18 protein-coding genes are annotated in these 16712 nt (G+C 62.3%); 14 read left to right on the forward strand and 4 right to left on the reverse strand.

Features of this window, described 5'->3' with window-relative positions:
- The first annotated feature begins 477 nt into the window (after window positions 1-477).
- Together H6B31_RS05215 and tyrS are read left to right on the forward strand one after the other, a co-directional pair.
- Window positions 478-1329 (forward strand): DMT family transporter, encoded by an 852-nt coding sequence (locus tag H6B31_RS05215; RefSeq protein ID WP_204897537.1) that lies wholly within the window; start codon window positions 478-480, stop codon window positions 1327-1329.
- Window positions 1330-1530: 201 nt separating this feature from the next.
- Window positions 1531-2754: a tyrosine--tRNA ligase gene (gene tyrS, locus H6B31_RS05220; RefSeq protein WP_204897538.1), complete on the forward strand. Its 1224-nt coding sequence runs from the start codon at window positions 1531-1533 to the stop codon at window positions 2752-2754.
- Window positions 2755-3434: 680 nt separating this feature from the next.
- Here tyrS and vanT read toward each other — a convergent pair.
- The 4 genes from vanT to H6B31_RS05240 all read right to left on the reverse strand — a co-directional run bounded on the left by vanT (window position 3435) and on the right by H6B31_RS05240 (window position 8706).
- A complete protein-coding gene (vanT, locus tag H6B31_RS05225) occupies window positions 3435-5513 on the reverse strand; it encodes a serine racemase VanT catalytic subunit (RefSeq protein WP_204897539.1) in 2079 nt (692 codons plus the stop codon).
- Between the two features lie 11 nt (window positions 5514-5524).
- On the reverse strand, window positions 5525-6253 hold the full coding sequence (locus tag H6B31_RS05230; protein WP_204897540.1) for a D-alanyl-D-alanine carboxypeptidase family protein: 729 nt from the start codon (window positions 6251-6253) through the stop codon (window positions 5525-5527).
- Complete coding sequence (gene vanG / locus H6B31_RS05235) at window positions 6250-7296, reverse strand: D-alanine--D-serine ligase VanG (RefSeq protein WP_204897541.1); 1047 nt, start codon at window positions 7294-7296, stop codon at window positions 6250-6252. Before vanG ends, H6B31_RS05230 begins: the two co-directional genes overlap by 4 nt.
- Before the next feature lie 192 nt (window positions 7297-7488).
- Complete coding sequence (locus H6B31_RS05240; RefSeq protein WP_204897542.1) at window positions 7489-8706, reverse strand: LL-diaminopimelate aminotransferase; 1218 nt, start codon at window positions 8704-8706, stop codon at window positions 7489-7491.
- Window positions 8707-8896: 190 nt separating this feature from the next.
- Here H6B31_RS05240 and ruvC point away from each other — a divergent pair, with 190 nt between their 5' ends.
- From ruvC to H6B31_RS05300, 12 genes are all read left to right on the forward strand, one after another.
- On the forward strand, window positions 8897-9418 hold the full coding sequence (gene ruvC, locus H6B31_RS05245) for a crossover junction endodeoxyribonuclease RuvC (protein ID WP_204897543.1): 522 nt from the start codon (window positions 8897-8899) through the stop codon (window positions 9416-9418).
- A gap of 125 nt (window positions 9419-9543) precedes the next feature.
- Window positions 9544-10152, forward strand: a complete 609-nt coding sequence (gene ruvA, locus H6B31_RS05250) for a Holliday junction branch migration protein RuvA (RefSeq protein ID WP_204897544.1) — start codon at window positions 9544-9546, stop codon at window positions 10150-10152.
- A 68-nt stretch (window positions 10153-10220) separates the two neighbouring features.
- The gene (locus H6B31_RS05255; protein WP_204897545.1) at window positions 10221-10550 is read left to right on the forward strand and encodes a DUF3784 domain-containing protein; all 330 of its coding nucleotides are present in this window, start codon (window positions 10221-10223) and stop codon (window positions 10548-10550) included.
- Window position 10551: 1 nt separating this feature from the next.
- Window positions 10552-11061, forward strand: coding sequence for an ATP-binding protein (locus tag H6B31_RS05260; protein ID WP_204897546.1), 510 nt, complete (start codon window positions 10552-10554; stop codon window positions 11059-11061).
- An 11-nt stretch (window positions 11062-11072) separates the two neighbouring features.
- Window positions 11073-11432: a DUF6054 family protein gene (locus H6B31_RS05265; RefSeq protein WP_204897547.1), complete on the forward strand. Its 360-nt coding sequence runs from the start codon at window positions 11073-11075 to the stop codon at window positions 11430-11432.
- A 16-nt stretch (window positions 11433-11448) separates the two neighbouring features.
- Window positions 11449-11781, forward strand: a complete 333-nt coding sequence (locus H6B31_RS05270; protein ID WP_204897548.1) for a DUF6054 family protein — start codon at window positions 11449-11451, stop codon at window positions 11779-11781.
- Between the two features lie 42 nt (window positions 11782-11823).
- Window positions 11824-12897 (forward strand): Holliday junction branch migration DNA helicase RuvB, encoded by a 1074-nt coding sequence (ruvB, locus tag H6B31_RS05275; protein ID WP_204897549.1) that lies wholly within the window; start codon window positions 11824-11826, stop codon window positions 12895-12897.
- 19 nt (window positions 12898-12916) lie between these two features.
- Entirely contained in the window at window positions 12917-13297 is a 381-nt protein-coding gene (locus H6B31_RS05280; RefSeq protein WP_204897550.1) for an SdpI family protein, read from the forward strand.
- 398 nt (window positions 13298-13695) lie between these two features.
- Complete coding sequence (locus H6B31_RS05285; RefSeq protein ID WP_204897551.1) at window positions 13696-14121, forward strand: GIY-YIG nuclease family protein; 426 nt, start codon at window positions 13696-13698, stop codon at window positions 14119-14121.
- A gap of 29 nt (window positions 14122-14150) precedes the next feature.
- Window positions 14151-15518, forward strand: coding sequence for a phosphoglucosamine mutase (gene glmM, locus H6B31_RS05290; RefSeq protein ID WP_204897552.1), 1368 nt, complete (start codon window positions 14151-14153; stop codon window positions 15516-15518).
- A gap of 81 nt (window positions 15519-15599) precedes the next feature.
- Window positions 15600-16241 carry a sigma-70 family RNA polymerase sigma factor gene (locus H6B31_RS05295; RefSeq protein ID WP_243418859.1) on the forward strand — a complete coding sequence of 214 codons (642 nt, stop codon included), beginning with the start codon at window positions 15600-15602 and terminating at the stop codon, window positions 16239-16241.
- Window positions 16242-16304: 63 nt separating this feature from the next.
- The gene (locus tag H6B31_RS05300) at window positions 16305-16586 is read left to right on the forward strand and encodes a zinc-ribbon domain containing protein (RefSeq protein ID WP_087288818.1); all 282 of its coding nucleotides are present in this window, start codon (window positions 16305-16307) and stop codon (window positions 16584-16586) included.
- Window positions 16587-16712: the final 126 nt, after the last annotated feature.

A 16712-nucleotide genomic window follows, 5' to 3' on the forward strand; every position in this document is an offset into this window, starting at 1 on the left:
GTGACCCGCCGCCCGGGACTAAGGTCCAGAAAAATAGCAAACCTTTCCCTGGCGGCGGAATCACAGCACACACGGAAAGCCCTGCCCCGCACCTAAAAACAGCAGCCGAAAAAGGAAACCGCCCCTTGACAATCCCTCAAAACTGTGTTACAGTTCCCTTACTGCGAGGAAAAGGATGTTAGCAGAGCGCGTCCCTGCCCAGAGAGCCCCCGGTTTGGTGGAAGGGGGAGAGGGAGTTCTGTGAAGTTACCCCTTGGAGCAGCCGCCTGAACAGCCGGGAAAGAGGCCCAGTAGGGGACAGGCCGGGTTCGCCCGTTACCGCGTGGGAGTTTTGGAGAACTCCGTGAGGCCCGCCGCCGCGAGGGGTGGGCGAACCAGAGGTGGTACCGCGTTTACGTCAAATGCCCTCTGTCCGGAAAACCCGGGCGGAGGGTTTTCTGTTTGTCCCAGCTTGTGTTTGGAGGATTGGAAGAAACTATGGAAGTGAGTCGGCGGACCGGGGTACTGTTCGTTTTCATCGCGGCGGTGCTGTACAGCATCGGGGGACTGTGCATCAAGGTGATTCCCTGGAGCGGAATCGCCATCAACGGCGGGCGCACCGCCATCGCCCTGGTGGTCATCGGGGCATTTCTGGCGGCCACCAAGCACCCGCCCCGTCTGAACCGCTGGATTTTCCTGGGGGCCGTGTGCGTGTTCGGCACCAACCTGCTGTATGCGGTGGCCAATAAGCTCACCACGGCGGCCAACACCATCGTGCTTCAGTTCACCGCCCCTATTTTCGTCATTGTGTTCTCCCTGCTGTTCTGGCACAAGCGGCCCAGGAGGCTGGACCTGATCGCCTGCGCGGTGGTGTTCGGCGGGGTGCTGTTCTTCTTCGTGGACAGCCTGGAGATGGGGGGCGGCCTGGGCAACTTCCTGGCCCTCCTGTCCGGGGTGTCCTACGCCGGGGTCTTTCTGATGAACGACATGCCCGACAGCGACGCTCTCTCCTCGGTGTTCTGGGGGGAGGTCCTCTCCTCGGTGACCGGCCTGCCCTTCCTGCTCCAGGAGACGGAGTTCCCGCCCACCGCCATCCTCAGCCTGGTGGTCCTGGGGGTATTCCAGGTGGCTCTGGCCTACATTCTGCTGGCCATCGGCCTAAAAACCACGCCCCCGGTGATGGCAAGCCTGGTCTCCGGCATCGAGCCGGTGCTCAACCCCATTCTGGTGGCGGTATTCTATCAGGAGTATATGGGCCCCTTCGCCCTCGTGGGCGCGGCAGTGGTCATCGTGGGCGTGGTGGGGTACAATGTGATCCAGGCCCGGCAGACAGCCAAATCCCATTCATAGTCCTTTGAGCCGGAGGGCTCTGGCGATACTAAAACTTTTTTCGGATTCCAAGGATCGACCCCAACGGAACGGCCGTTGTCCGGCCCCTGGTGAAAAATCTCTGTGAAGAAATTTTTTCGTAGGGGCGGCACACCTGGGCCGCCCGCAGGTGGGGCGGGAAATTTGGACCGGAGCAAAAATCAACATGAAGGAGTAAGATCGATGACCTGTTACGAAGAACTGAAAGCCCGCGGACTGATTGCCCAGGTGACCAACGAGGAGGAGATCTCCAAGATGGTCAACGAGGGGAAGGCCGTTTTCTATATCGGCTTTGACCCCACCGCCGACTCCCTCCACGTGGGCCACTTCATGGCCCTGTGCCTGATGAAGCGGCTGCAGATGGCGGGCAACCGGCCCATCGCCCTCATCGGCGGCGGCACCGGCTATATCGGCGACCCCTCCGGCCGCACCGATATGCGCAGCATGATGACCCCCGAGACCATCCAGCACAACTGCGACTGCTTCAAGAAGCAGATGGAGCGCTTCATCGAGTTCGGCGAGGGCAAGGCCCAGATGGTGAACAACGCCGACTGGCTGCTGAAGCTCAACTATATCGACCTGCTGCGGGACGTGGGCGCCTGCTTCTCGGTGAACAACATGCTCCGGGCCAAGTGCTATGAGCAGCGCATGGAGAAGGGTCTCAGCTTCCTGGAGTTCAACTATATGATCATGCAGTCCTACGACTTCTACTACCTGTTCCAGCACTACGGCTGCAACATGCAGTTCGGCGGCGACGACCAGTGGTCCAACATGCTGGGCGGCACCGAGCTCATCCGCAAAAAGCTGGGCAAGGACGCCCACGCCATGACCATCACCCTGCTCCTCAACTCCGAGGGCAAGAAGATGGGCAAGACCGCCAAGGGCGCCGTGTGGCTGGACCCGGAGAAAACCTCCCCCTACGAGTTCTATCAGTACTGGCGCAACGTGGGCGACGACGACGTGCTCAAGTGCCTGCGCATGCTCACCTTCCTGCCCCTGGAGCAGATCGATGAGATGGACAAGTGGGAGGGCAGCCAGTTGAACACCGCCAAGGAGATCCTGGCCTTTGAGCTCACCAAGTTGGTCCACGGCGAGGAGGAGGCCCAGAAGGCCCAGGACGCCGCCAAGGCGCTGTTTGTGGGCGGCGGCGACATGAGCAACGTGCCCGCCACCACCCTCACCGAGGCCGACCTCACCGACGGCTCCATCGGCATCCTGGATCTGATGCTCAAGTGCAAGCTGGCCCCCTCCAAGAAGGAGGCCCGCCGCCTGGTGGAGCAGGGCGGTGTGGAGGCCAACGGCGAGAAGGTCACCGATGTGGCCCAGAGCTACACCCCCGCTGACTTCCAGGGCGACGGCCTGATGCTCAAAAAGGGCAAGAAGGTCTTCCATCGGGTGCAGATGTAATTTTGTTTTTGGCTTTCAATCTATGAAAGTGCCCCCGGTTCCGGCAGTTTTTGCGGAACCGGGGGCATTTTTATTCTCAAATGGGTATCTCAATAAGCCTTCCCCCTGGGGGGAAGGTGCCCCAGTGCGCACACTGGGGCGGATGAGGGGGCAGATTTTGGATTGGGTTCGTTATATGCAGAGGGAATTTCGCCGCCTGCGGGCGGCGAGTTACTTTGCCCGCGGCGGCAAAGTAACCAAAACGCCGCCGGGGACGGCTCCAGATGAGCACTTTGTGCTCATAGTCGCCTACCCTACCCCCTCTGCCGCTTCGCGACATCTCCCCCTGACAGGGGAAGTCGGCCCCGGTCCCCGTTGACAGGGGTTATCCCTTTGGCTAGGCAAAAAATTTCCGGCGCGCAAAATCTGAGTGGCCATCTAAATTCCTGCCGCCCCACTGGGGGCTGGCTAAGAGGAAAATTAAAGCCGGTGCGATTTCATTGCTGCGCCTGGCTTTGCCAAGCAGGTGTTTGCTGTCGCTGGGCGTAGGGGCGGCACACCGAGGGCCGCCCAATTTCGATATGAAATTAGACCAATTGCGCGTAGGGGCCGATGTCCCCATCGGCCCGTCGCTGGGTGTGCTACCGGGGAGATGGGATCGTTTTTGAGTGCACCGTGGGGGTGTTTTCCGCCTCTTTCGTTCATCGATACACCCGTTCCAGCCGCGCTCCCAGGCGGGAGAGCAGCTCGTTGGTGATGGTGCCGCACCGGACGGCCAGCTCCTCCGCCCGCAGCTCGTTGGAGCCGTCCCGGCCGATGAGGGTGACCACGTCCCCCGGCGCGGCCTCGGGCAGGTCGGTCACATCCACCAGCAGCTGGTCCATGCACATCCGCCCCACCATGGGGCAGAAGGTCCCCCGGATGAGCACCCGGCCGCCCTTCTGGGACAAGTTCCGGGGCAGGCCGTCGGCGTAGCCGATGGTGATCGCGGCCAGCCGGGTCTCTCGCCGGGCCTGAAAGGCCAGGCCGTAGCCCGCCCCCTGTCCGGGCTGAATGGTGCGCACCGAGGCCACCCGGGCCCGGAGGGACAGGACCGGCTTCAGGGGCAGGCGGCGCTGGGTGGGGGAGAGGTCGCTGTACACCCCGTACAGGGCGATCCCCGCCCGGGCATAGCCGCAGGGCTGGGGCGGCAGGTTGAGCATCCCGTAGCTGGCCTGGATATGGACCGCCCCCGGGTTCAGGCCCTGCTCCTGCATCCAGTCCAGTGTGCCGTAAAAGCGGGCGAGCTGTTTTTGGGTGAAATCCACCTGGTCCGGCTTCAGGGAGTCGGACACGCACAGGTGGGAGAAGGTGCCGGTGATGCGCAGATGTTTCAGCCGGTATAGCCGCTGGATGGCCGCCCAGTCCTCCGCCGGAACCCCCAGCCGGTGCATCCCCGTGTCCAGGGCCAGGTGGACCTGGACCGGCTTCCCCTGGGCGGTCAGGGCCCGACCGTGGGTTTCGTCGGCCACCGTCTGAGTGAGCCGCCACCGCCGGAGCAGGGGCACCTCCCGGGGCGGGGTGTAGCCCAGGATAAGGATGGTCCCCCGGACCCCGTGCTTCCGCAGGAAAATGCCCTCGGATAGGGAGGCCACGGCGAAGGCCCGCACCCCCTCCCTCCAAAGCCGCCGGGCCGTTGGAACCGCCCCGTGGCCGTAGCCATCCGCCTTTACCACCGCCATGAGGCGGCACTCCGGGGCGAGGGTACTCTTTAGGGTACGGGCGTTGCGGGCCATGGCCTCCAGGTCCACCTCCGCCCAGGCCCGGCTTCTGGGATCGGGCCGAATGGGCCGCAGTCCGTCCAGCATCAGCGCCATTCCGGCGGTGAGGGCCAGCACGGCGCAGAAGTGACCCAGGCTGTTTTGCACGAAAATGCCCTCCAGGCCCGCTGCCTCGGCGCCTCCCCGCACCAGCACAATGGACCAGGGGTGGAGGAGGTAGACCAGCAGGGACACCCGCCGGGCCCGCTTGTCCTCGCCCCGGTTCTCTCCCAAAAGCAGGGAGAACAAAAAGACCATGCACAGGGGGAGGAGCAGGTACATGCTGTCGTGGCGGGGACAGTCGAGGCCCCGGAGCCAGAGTGCCTCCAGGCTCATGCCCAGGAGGGACAGGGCAAAGCCCACAGCGGAGGTCCGGCGGCTCCACCGAGGCCCCGCCGCCCCCAACAGGAGAAAGAGGGGGGCGAAGAACAGGCCGTTCCGGGTATAGGAGAACACCAAAAAAACACCGTCGTACAGGGTTTTCAGCGCCGGGACAACGGCTGTAAAGCCATAATAGCTGTCACCACCCACGCCCACTAGATAGAGGAGGCCGGCCAGGGCCAGGGCTGCGGGGGCTGGGAGCCGGGCCAGATTCCGTGCGATCACCACCCCCAGGAGGACCGCCGGGAAATACCACAGGTGGTACAGCGTGCCGTCCAGCAGCAGCTTCTGGAGCCACTGGAGGGGGGAGGCAAAGCCCCCGTTGTACCAGTTCAGGGGCAGGTAGAGGACCACCGCCAGGGCGTACACCAGGGCGGTCTTTTTCAGAAATTTCCCCATGTTCGCCCAATTTTTTTGGGAGAGAAAATACCCGCTGACCATGAAGAAGAAGGGGACGGCCACCCGGGCCAGCACCCGGGTGAGCCAGAAGTCCGCCCCCGGCGCGAAGGAGTCCAGGGGGGAGGTGTGGTTGCACACCACCAAAAAAGCGGCCAGCAGGCGGAACCAATCCAGGGCGGGGGAGAGCCGTTTTCCGCTCATAGCCCGCCCTCCTACAGGGTGAGGATAAACCCGCCCTGGTTATCCCCGGAGACCTGCCAGCAGCCCTCGGGGACCTCCGTCTGAATCTCCTCCCCGGGACAGGGGAGCCAGGACACCCGGGCGGTGCGCCCATTGGACAGGCGGCATACCTTTACACCGCTTTGCAGGAAGGGGACGTACTCCTCCAGGCACAGGCGGTTCTCCTCCATGAGCAGGGCGTGGGGCACCCCCACATACCGGAAGTGCCAGGGCTCCTCGGCGATGTGGGTGACCGCCTCCTTCTCACGGCGGTAGCGTTGAATAAAGCCGTATTGGGCGGCCAGACGGCGGAAGGTCCCGCAGGGCCCTTCGTCGGGAAAGTCGGGGCGGATGAAGTCGATGCTGGGGGCGGCCTTGGCCAGGTCCATGGCCAGGCCGGTCTGGTGCTCACTGCACCCGGGGAAGGCCACGTACTGCCGGGTGAAGGCCTCCCCCTCTTTTGCCCAGGTGTCGTCCCAGATGGCCTGCTGTTCCCCAAAGCTGCGCCAGCCGGACACGGGGACGATGGTCCCCCGGCCACCGGCGGCCTGGATGCAGGCGGACAGCAGTTTTCCCGCCCGGCGCTCCATGCGGATATCCGGATAGGCGGTGTCCAGGGGGATGAGCTCGGGCATTTTGGCCTCCTGGAGGGGGTGGTCCCGGTTTACCAGGATCAGGGGCCCGCGAAAGCTCTGGGACCGATAGAGGGTAAGGCGTTTCATCCTGTCACCCCCAGGGTGATGATCCGGTCCACCAGGGCGGAGAAGTCCAGGCCGATCCCCTTCATCATGGTGGGGTAGCGGCTGTGGGAGGTGAAGCCGGGGATGGTGTTCACCTCGTTAAAGACGATCTTCCCCTCCGGGGTGAGGAACAGGTCCACCCGGGCGAACACCCGGCAGTCCAGGGCCCGGTAGATGACCTTGGCCGCCGCCTGAACCTCCGCCGCCTTTTCCTGGGAAATCCGGGCGGGGCAGTGGATGGCGGAGGTTTTCAGGGTGTACTTCTCCTCAAAATTGAAGAAGCCGCCGGACAGCTCGATCTCGTCTACCAGCCCCACAGTGAGCTCCTCATTGCCCAGCACGGCGCAGCCCACCTCAAAGCCAGGGACGGCCTCCTCCAATAAAACCTCCCGGTCGTGGCGGAAGGCCTCCTCCACGGCGGGGATGAGGCCCTCCGGCCCCTCCAGCCGGGTCACTCCGAAGGAGGAACCCGCCCGCACCGGCTTGACGAACAGGGGGTAGCCGATGGATCGGGCGGCCTCGGCCAGGGCTTCCGGGGCATAGGGGTGGGTGACCACCGACCCCTTTGGGACGGCTGCGCCAGCCAAGGCGGCCAGCTGGTGGGAGCGGACCTTGTCCATGCATAGGGCGCTGGACAGGGCACCGCAGCCGATGACCGGCACCCCAGCCAGCTCAAAGAGTCCCTGGACGGTGCCGTCCTCCCCGTTCTTCCCGTGGAGCACCGGGAAAACAGCTGTAAAGGAAATCTCCTGTTCGGTTCCGTCTAACAGCAGCAGAGCGCAGTTTCCCCGGTCCAGCCGCAAGGTGCAGGGGACGCAGGCCGAGTTCTGTTGCCATCGGTCCTGGGGGATGGCCTCCAGGGGGCCGGGGTACCAGTACCAGGCCCCGTCTCGGGTGATGCCCACCGGGATGGGGCGGTATTTTTCCGGGTCCATGTGGGAGAGGACGGCGTGGGCGGACTCCAGAGACACGCCATATTCGGTGGAGCACCCGCCGAACAGGACCAAAATATCCATGGGTTTCATAGAAAAGACCTCCTAAAACGGCAAAACGCCTTGCTTGGATGATCCAATCGTACCAGAGCAAGTCGTTTTTTGTTTGAAGGTTTTCCCATGGGGAGCTTGTGATTTTCCCGAAAAATTATTGCGAATTTCTTACGGAGACAGAAAAATTCCAGCCGCCGGCTGTGCCGGCGGCTGGACAGGCATGCTGTTCGGTTACAGGGAAGTCTTGATGCGCTCCACGGCCTGGCGGGTGGCCTCCGCGTCGCCGAAGGCGGTGAGGCGGATGTACCCCTCGCCGCTGGGACCGAAGCCCGCGCCGGGGGTGGTGGCCACGTTGGCCTGATCCAGCAGCAGGTCGAAGAACTCCCAGGAGCCCATGCCGTTGGGGGTCTTGAGCCAGATGTAGGGGGCGTTCACACCGCCGAAGCAGGTGAGACCGGCGGCGGTGAGGCCCTCCCGGATGACCTTGGCGTTGTTCTGGTAGTAGGCGATAGACGCCCGGGTCTGCTCCTTGCCCTCGGGGGTGTAGATGGCGGCCGCGCCCCGCTGGACCACATAGGGCACACCGTTGAACTTGGTGCACTGGCGGCGATTCCACAGGGCGTTGAGCTTGGCCCCGTCCCGCTCCAGCTCCATGGGTACCACGGTGTAGGCGCAGCGGTTGCCGGTGAAGCCGGCGGTCTTGGAGTAGGACCGGAACTCGATGGCGCAGGTGCGGGCGCCCTCCACCTCATAGATGGTGTGGGGGATGTTGTCCTCGGTGATGAAGGCCTCGTAGGCGGAGTCGTACAGGATGACCGCGCCGTTCTCATTGGCGTAGTCCACCCAGACCTTCAGCTGCTCCTTGGTGGCCACCGCGCCGGTGGGGTTGTTGGGGAAGCACAGGTAGATGATGTCCACCTTCTCCTTGGGAGGCTGGGGGGTAAAGCCGTTCTCCTCCACACAGGGCATGTAGACCAGCTTGGACCAGCGGCCCAGCTCGGCCTGGTACTCGCCCGCCCGGCCGGCCATGGCGTTGGTGTCCACGTACACGGGGTACACCGGGTCGCACACGGCCACCACGTTGTCCACCCCGAAGATGTCGCCGATGTTGCCGCAGTCGCTCTTGGCGCCGTCGGAGACGAAGATCTCCTCGGGCTTCATGTCCACGCCCCGGGCGGCGTAGTCGTGCTGGGCGATGGCCTCCCGCAGGAAGTCGTAGCCCTGCTCGGGGCCGTAGCCGTGGAAGCCCTCAAAGGTGCCCATCTCGGTGACGGCCTGGTGCATGGCCTCGATGACCGCGGGGGCCAGGGGGCGGGTCACGTCGCCGATGGACAGCTTGATGATCTTGGCCTCCGGATGGGCGGCGGAGTAGACGGAGATCCGCCGGGCCACCTCGGAAAACAGATAGCTGCCGGGGAGCTTCAGGAAGTTCTGATTTACCTTTGTCATATGCTGCACTCCTTTTTCAGGCAGGATTTGTGTGCCATGTCTGTTATTATCCCCGATGGAAGGGCCCTTGTCAACGGTTATTTCCCCGGTTTCTGGGGCCTAAAGGGCCAATTTCTCGGCTTCCCATTCCCGTAAAAGTGTGATACAATAAACTGATTTCTTGTGTGCAGAGACTTGCGGGGAGGTCGGCATGATCGTATTGGGCATCGACCCCGGGGTGGCCACCATCGGCTTTGGGGTCATCCGGGCGGAGCGGCAGAAGAATACCTTGATCCAGTACGGGGTGATCACCACCCCGCCGGGCATCCCCCTGTCCAACCGGCTTTTGCAGATCTCCAACGACATGGAGGAGCTGATCCGCACCTTTCACCCGGATGAGATGGCGGTGGAGGAGCTCTTTTTCACCAAAAACATCACCACCGGCATCGCCGTGGCCCACGGCCGGGGGGTCATTCTCCTGGCGGCGGAGAAGCTGGGGGTCCCCATCTTTGAGTACACCCCCATGCAGGTGAAGCAGGCGGTGGTGGGCTACGGGGGCGCGGACAAGCGGCAGGTGATGCTCATGACCCAGCGGCTGCTGGGCATGAAGCAGATCCCCCGGCCCGACGACGCCGCCGACGCTCTGGCCATCGCCATCTGCCACGGCCGGTCGGCCACCAGCCTGCTGAACACCGAGCGGGCCTTTGACCCCAGCAAATATGATACGAGATAGGAGTGATGAGATAGGAATTGTGGTGCCGCCTGGCGGCGGCGTTTTCAAATTTGCCCGGCGGAGCCGGACTCCATAACTCCTATCTCCTAATTCCTATCTCCTATCTGAAACGAGGTTTTGATATTATGTTCTACTATCTCAGCGGCACCGTGGCCCATGTGGAGCCCTATCTGGCCGTCATCGACTGCGGCGGGGTGGGCTACGCCTGCCGCACCACCAGCTATACCCTGTCCGCCCTGAAAAAGGGGGAGAAGGGAAAGCTCTTCACCTATCTGAGCATCCGCCAGGACGGAGTGGACCTGTTCGGCTTTGCCACTCAGGAGGAGCTGAACCTGTTCCAGCAGCTCACCTCCGTGTCCGGGGTGGGCCCCAAGGCAGCGCTGTCCATTTTGTCCGCCAGCACCCCGGCCAATCTGGCCCTGAGTATCATCACCGGGGACGAGAAGGCCCTCACCGTAGCCCAGGGCATCGGCAAGAAGATCGCCCAGCGCATCATCCTGGAGCTGAAGGACAAGCTGGCCAAGGGCCAGACCGCCTCCATCCAGGGAGAGAGCTACGGCGGCTCCGGCATCACCGTCATCCCGGAAAACAAGCTGTCCGAGGCCTCCGCCGCCCTGGCGGTGCTGGGCTACTCCCAGGGGGAGATCAACCTGGCCCTGAAGGGCGTCGACCTGGACGTCCTCACTCTGGAGCAGGTCATCAAAGAGGCCTTGAAGAAGATGATGAAAGGGTAAGGGACAATGCAGAATGCAGGAATGCAGAATGCAGAATGAGTGTGAAAGAGCATGGGGAGGGAGGTAGCATGGGACTGCTGCTTGCGGAACTGGCGGTGACAGCTCTGTTTGTCGGGCTGGGTGTCCTGTTCTCCAAGGGGAAGGGGGCCTTTCTCATCGCCGGATACAACACCATGTCCAAGGAGAAAAAGGCCCGGTACGATAAGAATGCCCTGTGCCGGTTCATGGGGAAGCTCATGTTCGCTCTGGCGGCCTGCTGGGTCCCCGTGGCCCTGGGGACCGCGCTGGGACTGGGCTGGCTGTACGGGGCGGGCATCGCCGCCTACCTCCTGGTCATCGGGGGAGGACTGATTTACGCCAACACCGGACACCGGTTCCAGACGGACCGGAAGGAATAAGATGAAGCGGCTGATTTTGGTGGGCGGGCCCATGGGCGTGGGCAAGAGCGCTGTGTGCCGGGCACTGATGGAGCGCCTCTCCCGCTGCCTCTATCTGGACGGGGACTGGTGCTGGAACATGCGCCCATTTTCCGTGACCAAAGAGACCCGAGCACTGGTGCTGGACAACATCTGCTCCGTGCTGGCCCGGGATCTGAGGTGTCCGGAGCTGGACCACGTGATATTTGGATGGGTGCTGCACCAGCAGGAGACCATTGATACGATTTTGTCCCGCCTGCCTCTGGAGGGGGTGGAGATAATAAATATCTCCCTCCTGGCCTCGCCGGAGGCCCTGCGCACCCGGCTGGAGCGGGACATGGCGGACGGCCGCCGGCCCCGGGACGGGGTGGTGGAGCGGAGCTTGGCCTATCTGCCTTTGTATGAAAAGCTGAGCACCTGGAAGCTGGACACCACCCGTCTGACTCCGGAGGAGGCGGCCACGCAGATCAGCCGGCTTTTGGGGCAGTGTTAGGAGGTGCGCCAATGGCCCAATTTGAATGCACATTTCCCAGTGCCTATTCATTTGACGATATTTTGCAGTATTTCCATGCCCATCTCACCAAAAACCACGGGGAATACACCGGGGGCAGCGACTATGCCTCCGGCCGCGTCCGGGTCGCCGTCCGGGTGTATGAACGGTACAGTGTGATGGGGGACAACTATCTGAGCCTGACAGTGACGCTGGTCAACGACGGCGGGGATACCTTCGCCTCCGCCATCTCCGCCGCCGGGCGGGGAAACGGCCTGGGGGTCGTTTTCAACTGGGGCGAGGACAAATTTTTGGAGATTTTTTCCGACGGCGCAAACATGTTTGAGGGAATGAAGGTCCTGAAAAAGGGTTAGAAGGAGTTGAGACCCAATGGCCAAGTATGAAAAGCATTTCCGTGGTGATTTTACCCAGGTTCTGTCCCAGATCGATCGGGCGGTGATGGAGGGCAGCTCCTCCGCCTCTCTGGAGGACAGCAGCGATATGTACTGCGGGGATGCCCGCTGCGCCGTCCGGGTGTACGAGCGGTACAGCTGGAGCGGCGGCAACCGGGTGAGCCTGAGCGTGACCCTGTTCGGAGTGGGGGACGAGCTGATGCTGTCCGCCATCACCGCTGGGGGCAGTCAGGCCATGTTCTTTAAAGTGAACACCTGGGGGGAGGAGGCCTTCCTGGATTCCATCCGGGAGACGCTGGAGCGGCTGTGAGCTTCTCCGCCTTTTATTGACCTACAGACAGGAAGTGAACCCATGGCAATCGATTTTTCCAACACAGACTTTGAGCCGGAGGCGCTGGACGAGCCCCTGGTGACCACCTCCCTCACCCGGGAGGACGAGGGGGAGTACTCCCTCCGGCCCAAGACCCTGCGGGAGTACATCGGCCAGGAGAAGGCCAAGGGCAATCTGGAGGTGTTCATCCAGGCGGCCAAAATGCGCCATGAGCCCCTGGACCACGTGCTCCTCCACGGCCCCCCGGGGCTGGGCAAAACCACCCTCAGCGGCATCATCGCCAACGAGATGGGGGTGAACATCCGCATCACCTCCGGACCGGCCATCGAGAAGGCGGGGGACCTGGCCGCCCTGCTCACCAATCTGAATGAGAACGACATTCTCTTTGTGGACGAGATCCACCGCCTGAACCGGTCGGTGGAGGAGGTCCTGTACCCGGCCATGGAGGACTACGCCATCGATATCATCATCGGCAAGGGGCCGTCCGCCAACTCCATCCGGCTGGACCTGCCCAAGTTTACCCTCATCGGGGCCACCACCCGGGCGGGCCAGCTGTCCGCCCCCCTCCGGGACCGGTTCGGGGTGACGTTAAGGCTGGAGCTTTACACCCCGGAGGAGCTCTCCCTCATCGTCACCCGGTCCGCCGGCATTCTGGAGGTGCCCATCGAGCCCGACGGGGCCATGGAGATCGCCAAGCGCTCCCGGGGCACGCCGCGCATCGCCAACCGGATGCTCCGGCGGGTGCGGGACTTCGCCCAGGTGAAGGCGGGGGGCGTCATCACCAAGAAGGTGGCCGACGAGGCCCTCACCGCCCTGGAGATCGACCACCTGGGGCTGGACGCCATTGACCACCGGATGCTCCGAAGCATTATTGAGAATTACCGGGGCGGGCCGGTGGGCCTGGAGACCCTGGCCGCCACCATCAACGAGGAGGCGGTCACCCTGGAGGACGTGTACGAGCCCTACCTCATGCAGCTGGGCTTCCTCACCCGCACCCCACGGGGCCGGTGCGTCACCCCCAAGGCCTATCAGCACCTGGGCCTGTCCGTGCCCGGAGGGGAGACCCCCGGAGGCCTGGACCAGCTGAGTTTCTAAAGCAGGGAGGGAGAGCAGTATGGCTTTTTGGCTGTTTCTCACCGCCATGGACCTGCTGATCCCGGCCATCATGGTGGGCTTTGGGAGACGGTTTCTCAAGCATCCCCCCAAAACGATCAACGCGCTCTACGGCTACCGCACCGCCCGGTCCATGAAAAATCAGGAGACCTGGAACTTTGCCCACGAGACCTGTGGACGGTTGTGGGTGCGCCTGGGAAAGCTGTCTTTTCTCCCCGCCCTGCTGGCGGCCGTGCTGACCTTCGGGCGCGGCATTGAGACCGTCAGCGTGGCCAGCATTGTGGTGGTGACCGTTCAGACGCTTGTCCTGATCGGCAGCATCTTCCCGGTGGAGCGGGCCCTGAAACGGAACTTTGATGATTCTGGAAGAAAGAGATCATGACAGAGCGGGAAGCGGTTTAAAACCGCCGGCATCCGCAGCGCAGCCGGCAACGAACCGGGGCCGTTGGCTCGGCAAACTCAGGCGCGGTGGTTGAATGGAAAAACCTGAAATTTTTGCATACGCAGGGCCCCAGTGGGCCCGGATTGAATTGGTGAAAGTCACTCAGATTTTGCGCGCCGGAAGGCCTGCACAACCTATCAGGAGGTCGTCCCCCGTAAAGGGGTCCGGGGAAAGCGGTCCTATGGACTTAGGCGGAGCAGAGCGGAGCCGTAGTCCATCGGCCGCGTCCCCGGCGATCCTTTGGGTACTTTCCCATCGCTGGGAAAGTACCTCGCCGCCGTAGCGGCGAAACCCCTCTTTAAAAACCACTATAAAAAATAGAATCGTGTGGCGTGAAGATGAATTTCTATATTAAGTCGAATGCAAAAGAAGAGATAAATCAAATTGTTGCAAGGCTCTCAAGTGCAACGATTTTTGAGTTTTCAAACTTATCTGGGCCATCTGCATTACCAGCAGAAAAAGGGGTCTATATAATATTTGACAAATTTACAAAAGAAGTTTTATATGTGGGGAAAACAACGAATCTTAGGCAAAGGCTATATAGTAACCACCTAATGGGGCCGCTTGCAAATGCCCGGCTCAAGAAATACCTGATAGATGATGCTGAATATCCGGACATTAAAGATCTGAGCTCTGCAAAAGATCATATCAGGAAAAAATGTGCATTTTTATATCTGCTGGAAGAGGATTATCGAAAACGCGGTCACTTGGAAGGACTGCTCAGTTTCTTATGTGACTGCCGCTATGTGGATTTGGAACACTGATTCATTCAACAGAAAGAGGGATGGGTAAAATGGGTAAACTATTCGGAACCGACGGCATTCGCGGCGTAGTCAACGCCGGACTGGACGCGGACCTGGCCTACAAGGTGGGCCTGGCCGCGGCCCAGGTCCTGGCCAAGGGCAAGAAGCCGGGAGAAAAACCCCTGGTGACCATCGGCAAGGACACCCGCATCTCCGGCGACCTGCTGAAGGGGTCCCTGATTGCGGGATTGTGCACGGCGGGAGCGGACGTGCTGGACCTGGGCACTCTGCCCACTCCCGGCGTGGCCTGGGTGACGGTGGACGAGAAGGCGGACGCCGGCATCGTCATCTCCGCCAGCCACAACCCCTTTGAGCACAACGGCATTAAAATCTTCAACGGCCAGGGCTACAAGCTCTCCGACGAGCTGGAGGAGAAGATCGAGGACGTGGTCCTCTTCGGCCACAACGACGTGGGCCGGAAGACCGGCGGAGAGATCGGCAAGGTGAGCTATGTGGCCGAGAAGGCCGTCCTGGACTACATCGACCACCTGGAGTCCACCATCACCAGCGACCTGGCCGGTCTGCGCATCCTGGTGGACTGCGCCAACGGGGCCTCCTACACCACCGCCGCCCGGCTGTTCGACCGCTTCCCCAAGCTCCAGACCGACGTGATCAACGCCGACCCGGACGGGGTGAACATCAACGACAAGTGCGGCTCCACCCACATCGACAGCCTGGCCGCCATGGTGAAGGCGGGGGGCTACGACATCGGCATCGCCTTCGACGGGGATGCGGATCGCTGTCTGGCGGTGGACGAGAACGGCGTGCTCATTGACGGCGACCAGATCATGGCCGCCTGCGGCCTGGACCGGAAGGGGAGAGGGGCGCTGCCCGGAGACACCGTGGTGGCCACCGTCATGTCCAACCTGGGGCTCCATGTCTTTGCCAAGGAGCACGGCCTGAAGCTGGAGATTACCGACGTGGGCGACCGGAACGTGCTGGAGCGGATGCTGGAGCAGGGCTACGTCCTGGGCGGCGAGCAGTCGGGGCACATGATCTTCACCGACTACGCCACCACCGGCGACGGCCAGCTCACCGCTCTGCAGGTGCTCTCTCTGCTGAAGGAGAGCGGCAAGAAGGCCTCCGAGCTCTTTGGGGCCTGCGCCCGGTACCCCCAGGTGCTCATCAATGTGCCGGTGGCCGACAACGATGTGAAAAAGGCCGTTATGGCCAGTCAGGCCCTTTGGGACGCGGTGAAGGCGGAGGAGGAGCAGCTCGCCGGAAGCGGCCGCATCCTGGTGCGCCCCTCGGGCACCGAGGCCCTCATGCGGGTGATGGTGGAGGCCAAGACCGAGGACGTTGCCCGCCAGACGGCCCAGCGGCTGGCACAGATGATTCCCAGTCTCGCAAAGGAATAAAACTGGAAAAATCGGGAAAGTATATGGAAATATGAACAAAATATTTCCGGATACCCCTTGACAAAACCAGTCATTTTGTTTATGATGGATAGCAACCGGAATAAAAATGAGCCAATACCGGATTTCCAGTCCTTACCGGACGAGGAAATATGCCTTCTGGCAGGGGCGGGGAACGCCGCCGCTGAGGAGGAGCTGGTCCGCCGCTACGGCCGCCTGGTGCGCGCCTGCGCCCGCCCGCTGTTTCTGGCGGGAGGGGACAGCGAGGACCTGTTCCAGGAGGGCATGCTGGGACTGCTCACCGCCATCCGCGGCTTTGAGGGCGGGAGGGACGCATCCTTCCGCACCTTTGCAGAGATCTGCATCCGAAGCCGGCTGTACAGCGCGGTGCGCGCCGCCCAGGGCAGCAAACATTCCCCTTTAAATCACAGCGTCTCATTCGAACCCCCTCTTTTTGACGGAACCAATGCGTACCTGTTTTCCAGCGAAGAGAGCCCGGAAGATGTCATCATTGGCAGGGAGGAACTGAGAGAGCGTCTGGACGCTCTGAAGGGCCAGTTATCTGAGTTCGAAGCAAGCATCCTGTCCCCCTATTTAAGCGGCCTCTCCTGCGGAGAGATCGCCCGGCGGGTGGGCCGGTCCCCCAAGGCGGTGGACAACGCGGTCCAGCGAATCCGCCGGAAGGTGGCCCGGAACTTTTCTTCCAGCGGATCCAGCGAGAGCTGATCGCAATATTACACCACCCATGCACAACGCCTCTGGGTAACGAGTCAAAGAGAGGGAAACCAAATGTACGAAGACAAGATCCTGGTATGCAAAGAGTGCGGTAACGAGTTCACCTTTACCGCCGGTGAGCAGGAGTTCTACGCCGAGCGCGGCTTCCAGAACGAGCCCCAGCGCTGCAAGGCCTGCCGTGACGCCCGCAAGAATGCCGCCCGCGGCCCCCGTGAGTATTTCACCGCTGTGTGCGCTGCCTGCGGCGGCGAGGCTCGGGTGCCTTTCGAGCCCAAGTCCGACCGTCCCGTCTACTGCAGCGAGTGCTTCGCCAAGATGCGCGAGCAGCAGGGCTGATTGCCAGTTGATCCAAAGGGCGCCCCAAGCGGGCGCCCTTTTTGTCTGCCTTCGCGGCACGATTGGAAAAAGGAGGGGCGCAACCGCCGGTTGCGCAGATTCCAGCCCGGGCTGGTGGCTGCGCAA

This window comes from Pseudoflavonifractor capillosus (assembly GCF_016899775.1).
Classification (GTDB): domain Bacteria; phylum Bacillota; class Clostridia; order Oscillospirales; family Oscillospiraceae; genus Lawsonibacter.

Bases quoted from the DNA above. Each gene is read 5' to 3' on its own strand.
- H6B31_RS05215 (WP_204897537.1), top strand. From the start codon at position 478: ATGGAAGTGAGTCGGCGGACCGGGGTACTGTTCGTTTTCATCGCGGCG.
- tyrS (WP_204897538.1), top strand. From the start codon at position 1,531: ATGACCTGTTACGAAGAACTGAAAGCCCGCGGACTGATTGCCCAGGTG.
- vanT (WP_204897539.1), bottom strand. From the start codon at position 5,513: ATGAGCGGAAAACGGCTCTCCCCCGCCCTGGATTGGTTCCGCCTGCTG.
- H6B31_RS05230 (WP_204897540.1), bottom strand. From the start codon at position 6,253: ATGAAACGCCTTACCCTCTATCGGTCCCAGAGCTTTCGCGGGCCCCTG.
- vanG (WP_204897541.1), bottom strand. From the start codon at position 7,296: ATGAAACCCATGGATATTTTGGTCCTGTTCGGCGGGTGCTCCACCGAA.
- H6B31_RS05240 (WP_204897542.1), bottom strand. From the start codon at position 8,706: ATGACAAAGGTAAATCAGAACTTCCTGAAGCTCCCCGGCAGCTATCTG.
- ruvC (WP_204897543.1), top strand. From the start codon at position 8,897: ATGATCGTATTGGGCATCGACCCCGGGGTGGCCACCATCGGCTTTGGG.
- ruvA (WP_204897544.1), top strand. From the start codon at position 9,544: ATGTTCTACTATCTCAGCGGCACCGTGGCCCATGTGGAGCCCTATCTG.
- H6B31_RS05255 (WP_204897545.1), top strand. From the start codon at position 10,221: ATGGGACTGCTGCTTGCGGAACTGGCGGTGACAGCTCTGTTTGTCGGG.
- H6B31_RS05260 (WP_204897546.1), top strand. From the start codon at position 10,552: ATGAAGCGGCTGATTTTGGTGGGCGGGCCCATGGGCGTGGGCAAGAGC.
- H6B31_RS05265 (WP_204897547.1), top strand. From the start codon at position 11,073: ATGGCCCAATTTGAATGCACATTTCCCAGTGCCTATTCATTTGACGAT.
- H6B31_RS05270 (WP_204897548.1), top strand. From the start codon at position 11,449: ATGGCCAAGTATGAAAAGCATTTCCGTGGTGATTTTACCCAGGTTCTG.
- ruvB (WP_204897549.1), top strand. From the start codon at position 11,824: ATGGCAATCGATTTTTCCAACACAGACTTTGAGCCGGAGGCGCTGGAC.
- H6B31_RS05280 (WP_204897550.1), top strand. From the start codon at position 12,917: ATGGCTTTTTGGCTGTTTCTCACCGCCATGGACCTGCTGATCCCGGCC.
- H6B31_RS05285 (WP_204897551.1), top strand. From the start codon at position 13,696: ATGAATTTCTATATTAAGTCGAATGCAAAAGAAGAGATAAATCAAATT.
- glmM (WP_204897552.1), top strand. From the start codon at position 14,151: ATGGGTAAACTATTCGGAACCGACGGCATTCGCGGCGTAGTCAACGCC.
- H6B31_RS05295 (WP_243418859.1), top strand. From the start codon at position 15,600: ATGATGGATAGCAACCGGAATAAAAATGAGCCAATACCGGATTTCCAG.
- H6B31_RS05300 (WP_087288818.1), top strand. From the start codon at position 16,305: ATGTACGAAGACAAGATCCTGGTATGCAAAGAGTGCGGTAACGAGTTC.